The sequence below is a fragment of the Haloferax sp. YSSS75 genome, from assembly GCF_046764215.1.
Taxonomy (GTDB): Archaea; Halobacteriota; Halobacteria; order Halobacteriales; family Haloferacaceae; genus Haloferax.
In genome coordinates, this window is record NZ_CP177206.1 from 2,205,421 (window position 1) to 2,219,803 (window position 14,383).

General features: G+C 61.1%; 15 protein-coding genes and 1 tRNA gene. 9 read left to right on the forward strand and 7 right to left on the reverse strand.

Translation table 11 applies throughout. The annotated features are described in order from the left end of the window. The first annotated feature begins 277 nt into the window (after positions 1-277). From gcvT to gcvPB, 4 genes are read left to right on the forward strand one after another with little or no spacing between them, the layout of a single operon-like run. Positions 278-1,372, forward strand: coding sequence for a glycine cleavage system aminomethyltransferase GcvT (gene gcvT, locus ACK3R5_RS11695; protein WP_411967075.1), 1,095 nt, complete (start codon positions 278-280; stop codon positions 1,370-1,372). Then, complete coding sequence (gene gcvH / locus ACK3R5_RS11700) at positions 1,372-1,752, forward strand: glycine cleavage system protein GcvH (protein WP_411964230.1); 381 nt, start codon at positions 1,372-1,374, stop codon at positions 1,750-1,752. The genes gcvT and gcvH overlap by 1 nt, the downstream gene beginning before the upstream one ends. Before the next feature lies 1 nt (position 1,753). Beyond that, positions 1,754-3,097, forward strand: a complete 1,344-nt coding sequence (gene gcvPA, locus ACK3R5_RS11705; RefSeq protein WP_411967076.1) for an aminomethyl-transferring glycine dehydrogenase subunit GcvPA — start codon at positions 1,754-1,756, stop codon at positions 3,095-3,097. After that, positions 3,097-4,518, forward strand: a complete 1,422-nt coding sequence (gcvPB, locus tag ACK3R5_RS11710) for an aminomethyl-transferring glycine dehydrogenase subunit GcvPB (RefSeq protein ID WP_411967077.1) — start codon at positions 3,097-3,099, stop codon at positions 4,516-4,518. The genes gcvPA and gcvPB overlap by 1 nt, the downstream gene beginning before the upstream one ends. Positions 4,519-4,538: 20 nt before the next feature. On the opposite strand, the gene ACK3R5_RS11715 is transcribed toward gcvPB, so the two are convergent. From ACK3R5_RS11715 to ACK3R5_RS11735, 5 genes are all read right to left on the reverse strand, one after another. Next, on the reverse strand, positions 4,539-4,709 hold the full coding sequence (locus tag ACK3R5_RS11715; RefSeq protein ID WP_411964233.1) for a hypothetical protein: 171 nt from the start codon (positions 4,707-4,709) through the stop codon (positions 4,539-4,541). Between the two features lie 140 nt (positions 4,710-4,849). After that, on the reverse strand, positions 4,850-5,860 hold the full coding sequence (locus ACK3R5_RS11720; protein WP_411967078.1) for a metal ABC transporter permease: 1,011 nt from the start codon (positions 5,858-5,860) through the stop codon (positions 4,850-4,852). Further along, positions 5,860-6,639 carry a metal ABC transporter ATP-binding protein gene (locus ACK3R5_RS11725; protein WP_411967079.1) on the reverse strand — a complete coding sequence of 260 codons (780 nt, stop codon included), beginning with the start codon at positions 6,637-6,639 and terminating at the stop codon, positions 5,860-5,862. The genes ACK3R5_RS11720 and ACK3R5_RS11725 overlap by 1 nt, the downstream gene beginning before the upstream one ends. Then, positions 6,636-7,721 carry a metal ABC transporter substrate-binding protein gene (locus tag ACK3R5_RS11730; protein ID WP_411967080.1) on the reverse strand — a complete coding sequence of 362 codons (1,086 nt, stop codon included), beginning with the start codon at positions 7,719-7,721 and terminating at the stop codon, positions 6,636-6,638. Before ACK3R5_RS11730 ends, ACK3R5_RS11725 begins: the two co-directional genes overlap by 4 nt. Before the next feature lie 88 nt (positions 7,722-7,809). Then, positions 7,810-8,928 (reverse strand): VIT1/CCC1 transporter family protein, encoded by a 1,119-nt coding sequence (locus tag ACK3R5_RS11735; RefSeq protein ID WP_411967081.1) that lies wholly within the window; start codon positions 8,926-8,928, stop codon positions 7,810-7,812. A gap of 127 nt (positions 8,929-9,055) precedes the next feature. Between ACK3R5_RS11735 and ACK3R5_RS11740 the strand changes: the two genes are divergently transcribed. The 5 genes from ACK3R5_RS11740 (at position 9,056) to ACK3R5_RS11760 (ending at position 13,118) form a co-directional block, all read left to right on the forward strand. Then, complete coding sequence (locus ACK3R5_RS11740) at positions 9,056-9,298, forward strand: glutaredoxin family protein (RefSeq protein ID WP_411964238.1); 243 nt, start codon at positions 9,056-9,058, stop codon at positions 9,296-9,298. Then, on the forward strand, positions 9,295-9,828 hold the full coding sequence (locus tag ACK3R5_RS11745) for a cob(I)yrinic acid a,c-diamide adenosyltransferase (protein ID WP_411964239.1): 534 nt from the start codon (positions 9,295-9,297) through the stop codon (positions 9,826-9,828). Before ACK3R5_RS11740 ends, ACK3R5_RS11745 begins: the two co-directional genes overlap by 4 nt. Before the next feature lie 511 nt (positions 9,829-10,339). Further along, a complete protein-coding gene (locus tag ACK3R5_RS11750) occupies positions 10,340-10,594 on the forward strand; it encodes a hypothetical protein (RefSeq protein WP_411967082.1) in 255 nt (84 codons plus the stop codon). Positions 10,595-10,670: 76 nt separating this feature from the next. Continuing rightward, a tRNA-Val gene (locus ACK3R5_RS11755) sits at positions 10,671-10,745 on the forward strand. A gap of 699 nt (positions 10,746-11,444) precedes the next feature. Next, positions 11,445-13,118 (forward strand): hypothetical protein, encoded by a 1,674-nt coding sequence (locus ACK3R5_RS11760; protein WP_411967083.1) that lies wholly within the window; start codon positions 11,445-11,447, stop codon positions 13,116-13,118. A gap of 108 nt (positions 13,119-13,226) precedes the next feature. Here ACK3R5_RS11760 and ACK3R5_RS11765 read toward each other — a convergent pair whose 3' ends face one another. Continuing rightward, a complete protein-coding gene (locus ACK3R5_RS11765) occupies positions 13,227-13,598 on the reverse strand; it encodes a hypothetical protein (protein ID WP_411964242.1) in 372 nt (123 codons plus the stop codon). An 81-nt stretch (positions 13,599-13,679) separates the two neighbouring features. After that, positions 13,680-14,363, reverse strand: a complete 684-nt coding sequence (locus tag ACK3R5_RS11770; protein WP_411967084.1) for a haloacid dehalogenase type II — start codon at positions 14,361-14,363, stop codon at positions 13,680-13,682. Between the last annotated feature and the right edge of the window lie 20 nt (positions 14,364-14,383).

Below are 14,383 nucleotides of genomic sequence, written 5' to 3' on the forward strand. Positions count from 1 at the left end.
TCTCCCGCCGTGTACGCACTGCGGTTCCGCCACCACTCCCCTACGTCTGCGTGCAGTACCTGTTGTGAGTGCCTCGCCAATTCTGTATTGCAGTATCCGGTTTATGTGTCCGACGCGTCTCGGACGGCCCGAAATCAGACAGATGGCAGTATTCGCCCTTCGAGTTGCGGGTTCGTGGTGTTTTTAGCCATTCAGACGTGCTATTTTACCCACATTCGTGCACACACCGGGAGAGGAGATACCAAAGCATTACTTATCGCGGTTCGCAGTGGCCCGTATGGGCCTTCGAAAGCCGCCGTTGTACGACGCCCACGCTGACGCCGGGGCGCGTTTCACGGAGTTCGGCGGATGGGACATGCCGGTGGAGTACGACTCCATCAAGGCAGAACACGCGGCAGTCCGAGAGTCCGTCGGCATCTTCGACGTCTCGCACATGAGCGAGATAGAGGTGTCCGGGCCGGACGCGACTGCGTTGATGCAACGCCTGACGACGAACGACGTGACGGCCCTCGACCCGGGTGACTCGCAGTACTCGGCTATCGTAAACGACGAGGGAGTCATCATCGACGACACCGTCGTCTATCGATTACCCGACCGCGACGACCGGGTGTATCTCTTCATCCCGAACGCAGGGCACGACGAAGAGATGTACGACCGCTGGACCTCGTTCCGCGACGAGTGGGGCCTCGACGCCACCGTCGAGGACGTCACCGAAGAGTGGGCGATGTTCGCGGTACAGGGACCCGACGCAGTCGAAACGGTCGGTGCCGCGGCACCCGACGCCGGCCTCGGCCGCCTCTCGAAGTTCGAGGCGACGTTCGCAGACGTAGCGGGTGTCGAATGCTGGGTCGCCCGAACGGGCTACACCGGCGAAGACGGCTTCGAAGTCCTCTGTCCGTGGGACGACGCCGAGACGGTGTGGTCGTCGCTCGACGCGACACCGTGCGGACTTGGCTCTCGCGACACGCTCCGACTGGAGATGGGCTACTTGCTCTCTGGGCAAGATTTCGACCCCGAAGACGAACCGCGGACACCGTACGAAGCAGGAATCGGCTTCGTCGTCAAGTTAGACACCGAGTTCGTGGGCCGCGACGCTCTCGAACGGCAGAAGGAAGAAGGAGTCGACGAGAAGTTCGTGGGCTTCAAACTACTGGACCGTGGAATCCCCCGACACGGCTACGATGTCGCCACCGAAGACGGCGACGTTATCGGCACCGTGACGAGCGGGACGATGAGTCCGACGCTGTCGGAACCCATCGGACTTGGATACGTGCCCGTCGAGTACACGGACGCAGGAACGTCCATCCGAGTGCTCGTCCGTGGCCGACAGAAGCGCGCACAGATAGTCACACCACCCTTTATCGACCGATAATGTTCGAAATTCCCGACGACCGAAAGTACCTCGAATCGCACGAATGGACCACCACCGACGGCGACACCGTCCGCGTCGGTATCTCCGACTTCGCACAGGACGAACTGGGCGACGTCGTCTTCGTCGAACTCCCCGCGGAGGGCGACGAACTCTCGGCCGGCGACGAATTCGGCGTCGTCGAGAGTATCAAGGCGGTTTCCGACCTCTACGCCCCGGTTTCGGGCACTGTCGTCGCCGTCAACGAAGACCTGTTCGACGCACCAGAACTCGTCAACGACGACCCGTACGGCGACGGATGGATGCTCGAACTCGAACCGTCCGACACCGACGAGTTCGAGGCTCTCCTCTCTGCGGAGGAGTACCGCGAGCAGACGGAGTGAGATGACGGCTGGAAACGGACGTCGGGACGGAAGTCCCTACGCGCCTCACACAGACGCCGACGAAGCGGACATGCTGGACGCCATCGGGGCCGAGTCCGTCGAATCGCTCTTCGACATCCCCGAGGACGTGCGCTTCGCCGACGAGTTCGGTATCGACGCGACGGGCGAACGAGAACTCAGACAGTCGCTCGCGGAGCTCTTCGCCCGCAACGAGGATTTGACCGAGTTCCTCGGCCGCGGCCACCACGCCCACTACGTGCCGGCGCTGGTCGACGACCTGTCGCGTCGCTCGGAGTTCCTCACCTCCTACACGCAGTACCAACCGGAGATTGCACAGGGATTCCTGCAGGCACTCTTCGAGTACCAGTCGATGCTGGTCGAACTGACCGGCCTGCCAGTTGCGAACTGTTCGATGTACGACGCCGCGACGGCGCTCGCAGAGGCCGCACTCCTCGCGAACCGCCTTCGACGCGGTGCGAGCGGCCATCGCGTGCTCGTCCCCGAGCACATTCAGGAGGGCCGTCTTGGCGTCCTCGAAAACTACCTGGACGGTGCCGACATGGAGATTGCATCGTACCCGATGGACAACGGTGCGGCCGACGTGGACGCCCTCTCCGAACTCGCGGACGACGAGACGGTGATGGTCTACGCAGAGAGTCCGACCGTTCGAGGCGTCATCGAGGAGCGACTCGCCGATATCGGCGATATCGCCCACGACAACGACGCACTGTTCTGCCTCGGCAGCGACGTCGTCGCCCTATCGCTCCTGCAAGAACCGGCGAGCGTCGGTGCCGACGTCGTCGTCGGTGAAGCAGACGCACTCGGCGTCGGAACGGCCTACGGCATGGGCCTCGGCATCTTCGCCACCCGCGAGGACTACCTCCGGCAGGTCCCGGGTCGTCTCGTCGGTGTCTCCGAAGACGCCGAAGACATGCGAGCGTTCACGCTGACGCTGCAGACCCGCGAACAGCACATCCGCAAGGAGCGTGCAACCTCGAATATCTGTACGAATCAGGCGTGGGTGGCGCTTCGCACCGCCATGCACATCGCGTGGCTTGGCCCCGACCGTCTGGTCGGATTGGCGAAGGATGCGGTCACCGAAGCACGTGAACTCGCAGACCGACTCGACGACATCTCGGGCGTCAAAGCACCGGTCTACGACCGCCACCACTTCCGTGAGTTCGTCCTCCACACCGACCAACCCGCACCGGCCATTACGAACGACCTAGCCGGCCGTGGCTACGCAGTCCACGCACTCGACGACCACCACATCCAGGTCTGTATCACCGAGGTGAACGCCGACGCCGCGGACGGACTGGTCGCGGCGTTCGAGGAGGTAGCCTGATGAACTTCGACCAAGCCCGATTCAGCCGTGACGACGTGTACGAACCGCTCCTGTCCGAAAAGGACAGCACCACCGTCGAAGTCGACGCCGACGGCGTCCTTCCCGACGACCTGACTCGTGACGAACTCACGCTTCCGGCACTCTCGGAACCCCAACTGGCGCGTCACTACACGCGTCTCTCACAGATGAACTACAGCGTCGAACTGGGGCCGTACCCACTGGGGTCGTGTACCATGAAGTACAACCCCTCGTTCACCGAAGACGTCGCTGCAGACCCGAACGCCGGTGTCCACCCGGACCGCTCGGACCGGACGATTCAGGGGACGCTCGGCTTGCTCCACGGCCTCCAAGAGTATCTCGCCGATATCGGCGGGATGGACGCGGTGACGCTCCAACCCCCGGCAGGTGCCGCAGGAGAGTTCACTGGCATCCTCATCGCGAAAGCGTACCACGAGGCCCGAGACGACGACCGGTCGGAGATTATCATCCCGGCGTCTGCCCACGGAACGAACTTCGCCTCTGCCGCGATGGCGGGGTACGACGTGGTCGAACTCCCGTCTGACGACGCGGGACGGGTCGATATCGAGGCTCTCGAAGCGGCTATCTCCGAGGAGACGGCCGCACTCATGCTCACGAACCCGAACACGCTCGGCTTGTTCGAGCGCGATATCGTCGAAATCTCGGAGATGGTCCACGACGCCGGTGGCCTGCTCTACTACGACGGCGCGAACTTCAACGCGCTCTTGGGACGTGCTCGCCCCGGCGACATGGGCTTCGACATCATGCACTACAACGTCCACAAGACGTTCGCGACGCCTCACGGCGGCGGTGGACCGGGTGCCGGCCCGGTCGGTGTCGTCGACGAACTGGCCGACTACCTGCCGAGTCCGATGGTTCGCGAGACGGCCGCCGGATACGAACTGTACACTCCCGAGTCGTCTATCGGGAAGGTACACGGGTTCGCCGGCAACTGGCTGGTGCTCGTGAAGGCGTACGCGTATATCGCCCGCCTCGGCGACGAAGGACTCGCAGACGCCAGTGCGAAAGCCGTGTTGAACGCGAACTACCTCGCCTCGCAAATCGACCTCGACGTGCCGTACGGACCGTTCCACCACGAGTTCGCGGCGACGTCGGGCGACAGAGACGCGGCCGACGTGGCAAAGCGGATGCTCGATTACGGTGTCCACCCACCGACGACGAAGTGGCCCGAACTCGTCCCCGAAGCGATGCTCACGGAACCCACGGAAGTCGAAGACAAAGCGTCGCTCGACGACTTAGCCCGCGCGTTCAACGCGGCGTACGCCGACTCCGACGAGGCACTGGAGACTGCGCCCTCGAAGACCAGCGCCCGGCGTATCGACCAGGTGTCTGCGGCGCGGAACCCGCGTCTCTCGTGGCAATCGCTCGAGACTGAGGAATAACCGAAAACTCGTTTTTCGACTTACGCTTTCGCGTAGGTTTCTGCCTCGTCCGTGATGTGGATGTAGCCGTAGCCACACTCGGTACAGCGCCACTTGGTCTTCTTGCCGAGGTGAACCTCCATGCTGGCGGAGAGGTAGAACCTGTCGTTGTCACAGACCGGGCAGTCTCGTTCGATTTCGAGGTCGCTCATACGAGCGAATCCGTCGTGGTCGTTGTTGAAGATATTGGTTCGTGTGCGGTTCCTGCCGTCGCAGTAAACTAAATATCGCGATACAAAATCCGGGTTGTCGGCACGAGTGACGACGTGAGACGGGTGAGCGTCGAATATCGTCAGTCGGAACTCGCGTTCGCGTCGCTGGCGTCGATGCTGCCGAGTTCCGGCGTCACATCCTCGCGGACACGTGCTTGTAGTTTTCCGACGACCACCGAGACGACGTAGATAGCCACCGCGACGAGGACGATGACGCCGCCCGCGGTTGCCTCGCCGTAGTACGACACGCCGATACCGAGGAGAACGGCGAGTTCGGCGAGGACGACGGAGACGAGAAGCGATTCAGAGAAGCTCCGCGCCATCTGAGCGGCCGCCGCGACGGGGACGACGAGCATCGCGGCGACGAGGATGACACCCATAATCTGCATCGCCCCGACGACGACGAGTGCAGTCAGCATGACCATCACACGGTTGTACCACGTGACCGAGATACCCGAGACGGCGGCGGCCGTCTCGTCGAAGGTGACGTAGAGGAGTTGGTTGCGCGTGAGGGCAATCGTCCCGACGATTATCGCGAACAGTACGAGGAGGATTGCTGCGTTCTCCGCCGAGACAGTCGAGAGGTTGCCGAAGAGATACTGGTTGATGCCGACTGCGAGGCCACCGGCGTTGAGACTGATGAGGACCGTCCCGAGTGCGAACCCCGTCGACAGCACGATGGCCATCGACACGTCGTTGTAGGCGTCGGTGGCTTCGGAGATGAGTTCGATGAGGAGTGCGGCGATGACGGCGACGACGACGGCGCTCAGATACGGCGAGACGCCGAGGTTCAACACGCCGTTGAGGAACAACCCGATGGCGACGCCGGCGAACGCGGTGTGCGCGAGGGCGTCACCGATGAGTGCGAGTTGTCTGTGGACGAGGAACGTCCCGATGAGCGGTGCCATCACCCCGATGCAGAGACCGACGAGGATGGCCCGGTGCATGAAGCGGTACTCCAGGAATTCGAGGCCAGTCACGTCGCCGGCGAGAAACAGGAGGTCAGACCAGATTGCGAGGAACCAGTACAGCGGGGCGAGCAGTGCGTCCAACGGACCTGCTTGAAGCACGGCGGAGAGGACAACCGACATCACGTCCCTCCCACGAACGTCGCGGCAGTCCCGAACGCCCGGGCGAGGGCGTCACTCTCGACGAACTCGTCGGTGGGGCCGTCGAAGTACACCTCGCGGTTGAGACAGACGATTCGCCGAGCGTGGTCCGTCACCGCACCCAGGTCGTGTTCGATGAGGAGGATGGTGATTCCGTCCTCGTTGAGCGATTCGAGGAGGTCGTAGAAGGCGTCGACGGACTCGGCGTCGACGCCGACGGTGGGTTCGTCGAGGACGAGGAGGTCAGCCTCGCCCGCGAGTGCTCGGGCGATGAACGCTCGTTGACGCTGTCCACCGGAGAGCTTCGTCACACGTCGGTTGGCGAACGACGCCATCCCGACGGTTTCGAGGGCATCGTCGACGATTCGATGGTCGGCGTCGGAGAGGCGGCCGAATCCGACGTGCGGAAATCGGCCCATCTTCACGACTTCGCGGACCGTGATGGGCATCTCTTTCGACGCACTCGCGTGCTGGGCGACGTAGCCGATTCGCGAACCGTCGTCGAAGGCGTGCGAGGCTTCGCCGAACAGTCGTGTCTCACCAGTGTCCGGACGGAGGAGTCCGAGCATGAGTTTCATCAGCGTCGACTTCCCCGACCCGTTCGGGCCGACGACGGCGACGTACTCACCGGGGTCGATACGAAGCGAGATATCTTCGACGACGGGAGTGGTGGTGTAGCCGAAGTCGACGTTCGAGAGTTCGACCACTGGTTGAACTGCCGCGTCAGCAGGTCGTTCCCCGGAGTGGTCTGTCCTGCTCATTCGAAGTTCCTCCACTCGTCGTTCCACTCGTCGGAGCCGACTTCGTCCGGCGTCTTGTTCCCGAGGACGACTTCGAACGTCGGCATGTTGATGTTGTACGCTATCTCTTCGTAGCCCCACTCGTTTTCGACCCAGTCCTCGCGGACGCCAGCGTACGGTGTCACGGGGTAGTACGCTTCGACTGCAGTCTCGGCAATCAGTTGTTTCGCCGGTCTGCGCGTCTCGAACACACCAGCACCGATGTATCTGATATCGTTCTCGTCGATGACGCGTTTGGCCTCCGTGATGTCGGAGGGTTTCACGTCACCGCTCGCGGCGAGGTTGACCACCAGTGGACGCATCTCGACGCCGTACCGCACGCCGATGTACTGGAACGCGTTGTGTGCGGCCAACTGGACGACGTTCCGCGAGGCGTCGTCGAAGATTCGCTGGTAATCCGCGTCGATTCTGTCGAGGACGTCTGTCTTGTAGGCCGACGCGTTCGCCCGGAAGGTGTCTTCGTGCTCGGGCGCGAGTTCGACCAATCCCTCGGTGATGTTGTCGACGGACGTCTTCGCGCGCTGGGGGTCCAGCCAGAAGTGCGGGTCTTTCCCGCGGCCTTCACCGACTCCCTCTTCTTCTCTGTCGAGACTCGCGGCGAGTTCGACGAGTTCGACGCCTTCGCGCACGTTGATGAGTTGCGTATCCACGCCGTCGTCTTCGAGCGTTTGAATCGCACGGTCCGCCCACGGTTGGAAGTCTTTTCCGACGTGGATGAACGCGTCCGCATCGACGATGTCTCTCGTGACGCTCGCGTCCGGTTCCCACCCGTGGCCGTGAAGCCCGGTCGGAATCAGGTTCTTCACCGTCACGGGAGTGTCGTTCGTCACCTTTCGCGCGAAGTCATAGAAACTGAAGAACGATGCGACGACGACGGGGCCGTCTTCTGACTCGTCGGTGTTCGAGCTGTCGCCGCCACCGACGGTTGCCTCCGAACCACCGAGACAGCCGGCGAGGCCAGCGGTCACGAGTCCGGTCCCGGCGGCGAGGACGCGCCGACGAGAGAATGTCCGTTCTCTCGTTGGACGAGATTTGTTGGTCATCACTATTTTGAATAGATGGTGAGGGGTTTATAGATATATTGGTCTAAGATAGAAATTAGACGCGTCTAATTCTCTATGGTGGGTCGGGCTACCCGACCAACCCAACACCGACGAGCGAGCCGATTCCGTAGGTCAACGCCGCAGCGGCGAGGCCGATACCGACCTGTCGGCCACCGGAGTAGAGCAGACTTCGACCGGTCAGGACGGTGATTCCCGCCCCGATAGCGAAGAGACCGACCGCACTCAGTACGAGACTCGCGACGACCCCCGAAACACCGGAGAGGAAAAAGAACGGGAGGACCGGGAGGACAGCACCAATCGCAAAGAGGACGAACGAACTCGCCGCCGCACCCCACGCCGACCCGCCGAGGTCCTCCGGGTCGATTGCGAGTTCCTCTCGTGCGAGCGTATCGAGTGCCGTCTCACGGTCGGAGACGAGGCGATGGGCGAGTTCTCTCGCCCGGTCCTCGGGGACACCCTTGGCTCGGTAGATGAGGGCGAGTTCTTCGGCTTCCTCTTCTGGACTCGCTTCGAGTTCCGCAGCCTCGACGGAGAGTTGTCGTTCGTACAGTTCGCGCGAACTCTGTACCGAGAGCCACTCGCCCATCGCCATCGACCCGGACCCGGCAACGAGCCCTGCGAGACCGGCGATGAGCACGGCTTCCGGCGCGAGCGACGCGCCTGCGACACCCATTACGAGGCTGAGATTGGAGACGAGACCATCGTTGGCACCGAGTACCGCCGCGCGGAGTGTATTTCCGCTCGTCGCACGGTGCCGTCCCTCCAGCATTGCGAGTGTGGTCCCCTGTACGCCGCTGGTCGTCTCCGAGAGTGCCTGCAGTGTTCTCGCGTGGCCGTGTTCGTCGGCCGCGATTTCCCCTTCGCCTGCGTCGAGATACCCCGCAGCGCCATCTATCTCTCGTTCGGTCAGCGTCGAGAGGACGATACCGGGACCGAATCGCTTGGCGAGTCGAGAGAGGACGCGCGCCCGCCACGAGGGAGACGACGAGAGCGATGCATCGTCGCCGAGAAGTTCCCGCAGTCGCTCGGCGTGAGAACGTTCCGAGTCGGCAAGACGCTCGTATACGGCCGCTAGTTCGGGTGAGTCCGCGAGTTCGGCGAGGACATCGTAGAGGTACGCACCATCTACTTCGTCGCGGTAGGCGACTTTCGCACGCTCAAAGTCGATAGTCTGTACATCACTCATCATATACAGTTGATACGACGGGCAGCGACATAGCAATCGCGCCGAGTCGACGGCGCCACGTGCGAATCGACTCGAAGTCGTAGATAGCGACCAAATCTCTTTGCCCGGCCGCCCCAAACCACAGGTCATGGGAATCGTCCTGTACGCGCTCGATGGGTGTCCGTTCTGTGAGAACGTCCACGATGCGCTCACCGAGGCAGGAATCGACTACGAGACACACTGGGTCGAGGCGTTACACTCCGAACGCGACGAAGTAAAGCGGGTGAGCGGCCAGCGAGTCGTCCCGGTGCTCGTCGACGAGGACCGCGGTGTGACGATGAACGAGAGCGAGAACATCATCCAGTACATCGACCGAGCACTCACACAATGAAGATTTACACCGGCCGTGGCGACGAGGGAATGACCGACCTGCGGGATATGACCCGCGTGTCGAAGACGAGTAGTCGAATCGAAGCGTACGGGACCGTCGACGAAGTGAACGCCCTCGTCGGCACCGTCAGACCGACTGGCTACGACGACGTCGACGACGTCCTCGAAGCGGTACAGAACCACCTGCACATCGTCCAGGCGGACCTCGCGAATCCCGACCCGGACGAGGACGACCCACAGATACGTGCCGAACACGTCGATGACCTCGAAGCGTGGATAGACGAGGCCGAATCCGAACTCGACCCACTTTCGTCGTTCATCCTTCCGGGTGGAAGCGAGACGGGGGCAAAACTCCACCACGCCCGTGCAGTCTCCCGGCGAGGCGAACGACGCGTCGTCTCGCTCGCGGCCGAAGAACCGGTCAACACTGAAGTCGTCGCCTATCTCAATCGACTCTCTGACGCACTGTTCGTCTTCGCCCGCCTCGTCAACAAACGCGACGGCGTGCGCGAAGACTCGCCGACGTACTGACGGGGGCGTCCCGTCGGTGGGTTTCGATAGCCGCGGTGTCGCCACCACTCGCTTCCGACCGGTCGTGGAGTCGTCACGAACCCGACTATGGTGGGGTAGCTATTCCTACCGGTTGCCGTGAGACCGGCGGTGTACGATGTTACGACAACCGTGTCCGGAATGCGGCGGGCAAACTTCGCCCGTCACAGGAATCGACCGCTGTACCGACTGCCCCTGGTGGGAACCGCAGGGTGCAGACTGAATCGGGTGACCTGGAAGCGGCGGTTCTCGACGGGCGCTCGACCGAACCGACGGCTAGAGAGCGGTAGTGGGCCAGGACGGACGAATCGTGCCCACGGTATCGCCGTCCTGAGGAGACAGACGCTGTCGGGTGACCGATCGTCTTCCGGTCGGTCTGCCCGTGTTTTAGGTATGCCTAAGAATTACTAAAATGTGTCGTTTGTTCACAGCCTCGTGACACTCACGTCTGACCGACGTAATCGTTTTCTCGTTTGCGAGAGTATTTCAAGGTATGAACCGGCACTTTACCGACGCGCGATACTACTTCCGAAAAGGCTTCGAACACCTCTACGCGGGCCTCGACGAAGAGACGGAACCGTACCGTGAACGTCTCATGGAGCGAGTGGGACGCGAGATGGAAGCCGATGAGGAAGTTGGTCCCCAGACGCGTCGTGAACGCGTCGAGTACGGCGCTCGACAAGCGGCGACTCGAAGCAAGCAGGCGGCCGGAAAAGTCCGACGCCGTGTGAACCGAACTGGTCAGTGAACGTCCGCTGTTGGCCCCATAATCGGGGCACAACGTAAGTCTTAATTGGCGGCGCAGGGAACGAACGTTCGTAGCCGGGTTGGTGGTCTAGCCAGGTTATGACGGCTCCTTCACACGGAGCAGGTCGGCAGTTCGAATCTGCCCCAACCCACTTTTCAGAACACTACCACGACGAGTTGTAACTCCGTGAGCATCGCGAACGGAGTTCACGAGGAGTCGTGTTCTGAAAAGTTGTCACGGGAGATTCGAACCAGCGAGCGACCACAGGGAGCGAGTGAGGTTCACGCGAGTGGAGCGAGCGTGAGTACGTGAGACACCTGTCTCACGAGGTTCGAATCTGCCCCAACCCAGCACGTCTCCCGACATTCTCGAAGGAATAGCCTGACATTTTCACCGAGAAGTTCGTTGCAATCCACGTTCAGACCGTTGCGACTCAGTCGTCCCCGAAACTGTTCTGAACAGTTTCGACCCTTCACCTCGTTTTACTCGCTTGGCGTCTCCAACGGTTCGTCGAAACCGAGCGTCGAGCATCGGCCACGTCGCACAGGAATGGCCGCGACGTTCTTTCGAACGTATCTGTTCAATTGTCAGAACAGTCTCATAAAAGGTGAACGACGGTATCAGAAACCGATATTGAACCGAAATTCTGACAGTTAAATGAAACAGTCACACGAAAACAATCGTGGTGATTGGAATGTCTCAAAAGACCTGTCAATACGAACCCGTAAGCGCTTAAAACACTCTCTAACTCCGTAATTCCTTCTCCTAACTTGATACTCATGTCAGACAGTTACTGAAACAATCTCGTCACCTTTTGCCCTTCGTTTGAGTACGTTGTCAATGGAAAGATATGAACACACGACCACAGATCGCGGTAGTGATTGTCGTCGCCGCGCTGATGACAGTCGCGGCTGCAGGAATCGGCTTTGCAGCGCCTGCTGGTAACACACAGGCGGTGTCGGGGCCGAGTGACGCAGTCCAACAGCAACAAGCGCAGGTACAGGTACAACAACAACAAGAGTGCACGTTCCCGGCGAACGAATCGTACGAATCGTTCGACGTGAGTAACCTCAGTGCACCATCGAGTGTCGAACCCGGAGCAACGGTGACGGTGACAGCCAATATCTCCAACCCGAACGACGCACCGCTGATTCAGTGCGTCGAGTTCCGCCTCGAAGGTGACGTCGTCGAGCGGAGAGGATGGGCACTGAACCCCAACGAGACGGAGACGATTACGTTCGAAGTCGACACCACGGGGCTCGAAGAAGGAACGTACATCCACGGCGTGGAGACCCGCGACATGGGTGAACTGACCACGCTGGAAATCTCCAGCGAACCGACCGTCGAAGAACCGACGGCGTCAGTCGAGTTCAACGACCAGGTGAGTAACGGGTCTGAGGTAATCGTTTCGAACGCCTCACTCTCAGACGGAGGCTTCATCGCCATCCACAACGAGAGTGGCGCGGTCATCGGAGCGTCGGAGTATCTCGAACCGGGAGACTCCGAGCGTATCGTGGTGACGCTCGCAGAGCCACTGACGGCGAACGCGACGTTGACTGCGATGCCGCACCTCGACACTAACGACAATCAGGAACTCGACTTCATCACATCCGACGGAGCTGAAGACGGTCCGTACACCGACAACGGCACGCCCGTCACCGACGATGCCACCGTGACCGTCGAGATGGATGAACCGACGACTGAGGAACCAACAACTGAAGAGCCAACCACAGAAGAGCCGACCACGGAAGAGCCGACCACGGAAGAGCCAACAACTGAGGAACCGACCGAAGAACCGACTGCGTCGGTTCAGTTCGACGACCAGTCGACTAGCGGTTCTTCGGTGACGGTTGCGAGTGCAACTCTCTCAGAGGGTGGGTTCGTCGTCATCCACGCAGCAAACGGAAACCTGGTCGGTACATCGGGGTATCTCGAACCCGGAGAGCACACGGACATCGTTGTGAACCTCCCCGACAACTTGGCTGAGAGCGCGACACTCACGGCGATGCCGCACCTCGACACCAACGACAACCAGCAACTCGACTTCGTCACGTCAGATGGTGCTGACGACGGTCCGTACACCGACAACGGGACACCCATCACCGACGATGCCAACGTGACGCTCGAGACTGAAGAACCGACGACGGAAGAGCCAACCACGGAAGAACCGACCGAAGAACCGACTGCGTCGGTCCAGTTCGACGACCAGTCGACGTCTGGCGTCGCAGTTCTCATCGCCAGTGCTGACCTCTCTGAAGGTGGGTACATCGTCATCCACGACGAGAGTGGGGACGTTCTCGGTGCGTCTGGCTACCTCCCACCCGGTGAGCAACAGAGCGTCGCGGTGACGCTCGACGAACAACTGTCCGAAGACGCGACGCTGACTGCGATGGCGCACCTCGACTCGAACGACAACCAGCAGTTCGACTTCGTGACGTCGGGTGGTAGTGACGATGGACCGTACACGGCAGACGGGGAACCAGTCACTGACGACGCCAACGTAACCGTCGAAAGCGAGGCATAATCGACTGACTCGAAACACAGACCTGACCACGTATCGCCCGCTCGAACACGAAGCACGACAGCACACCAGTGCTGTTCGGTCCGTTTTTTGACGCAGTTACCAACGACGTCACTGGCCGAGTGCCGACAGAATACCGTCGGGGACGGTCAAGACACCGAACCACACGAGGGCGGCGACGAGAACGGTGTACACCACAGAGACGAAGATATCTTTAGCGAGACGCCGAGTGGTGTACGGTTCCGGTTCGTCGGCAACCACGTCTATCGCCCCCTTGTGGAGTAAGACGAATCCGACGATGTTCGTCAACCAGTACCCGACGATGACTCCCGGGAGAAACCACTCTCGCGAGATGAGAGCGACAGCGATACCGAAGGCGTAGGCCAGCGGGAGGTTGACGACGACGTCGTTCCACCACGACAGTGGCGAGAGGACGAACCCCACGAGTGCGAAGAACCCGCCTTTGACTCGCCGCTTTTCCATGAAATTTGTTGGCTGCTCAGAACGAATAAAGTTGGCATTTGGTGGCATGTGACACGGTGAAGCGACCCCGGAGAGTCCCGGTCAGACACCGAGTTCGTCGGCAAACTCCGCGAGTCCGGGGACTGTCAGGTCTGGTTCCGGGCCGAACGGTTCCCACGGCGAGTTCTTTCGGTTCGCCCAGACGCCTTGCATTCCAGCGTGCTGTGCACCCATCACGTCGAACCACGCTGCAGTCACGTGTGCAATCTCCTCGATTGGGGTTCCGGTCCTGGCGGCGGCGTGGCGGTAGAGTTCCGCGTCGGGTTTGAACACCTCGACTTCGTCGGCGCTGACGATGCCGTCGAGGAGGCGACGGATGTTCGCGTGGTCGACCATCGAATCCAGCATCTCCGGGTTCCCGTTCGAGACGACGTAACAGGCGTAGCCCGCATCACGCAGTCGTTCGATGGAATCACGGACGTCGTCGAAGACGTCCAGTTCGTGGTAGACGGCGAGAATCTCGTCACGTTCGCTCGTCGACACCGGAACGTCGTGAGCGTCGAGTGCGTACTGGAGCGCATCACGGTTCACTTCGTAGAATGGTCGATACTCGTCGATGTGGTTTCCGACGAACGTGTATTCGAGCGAACGTGCCCGCCAGAGTTTCGAGACAGGTTCCGGGTCGGCGACGCGGTCAGAGAGTGCCTTCTCGGCGGCGTCGACGTCGACGAGTGTACTGTAGGAGTCGAAGGTGACAGTCGAGGTTCTATCGGGGTCGAAGGCCATGAGAATGAGGTATGGTGTGG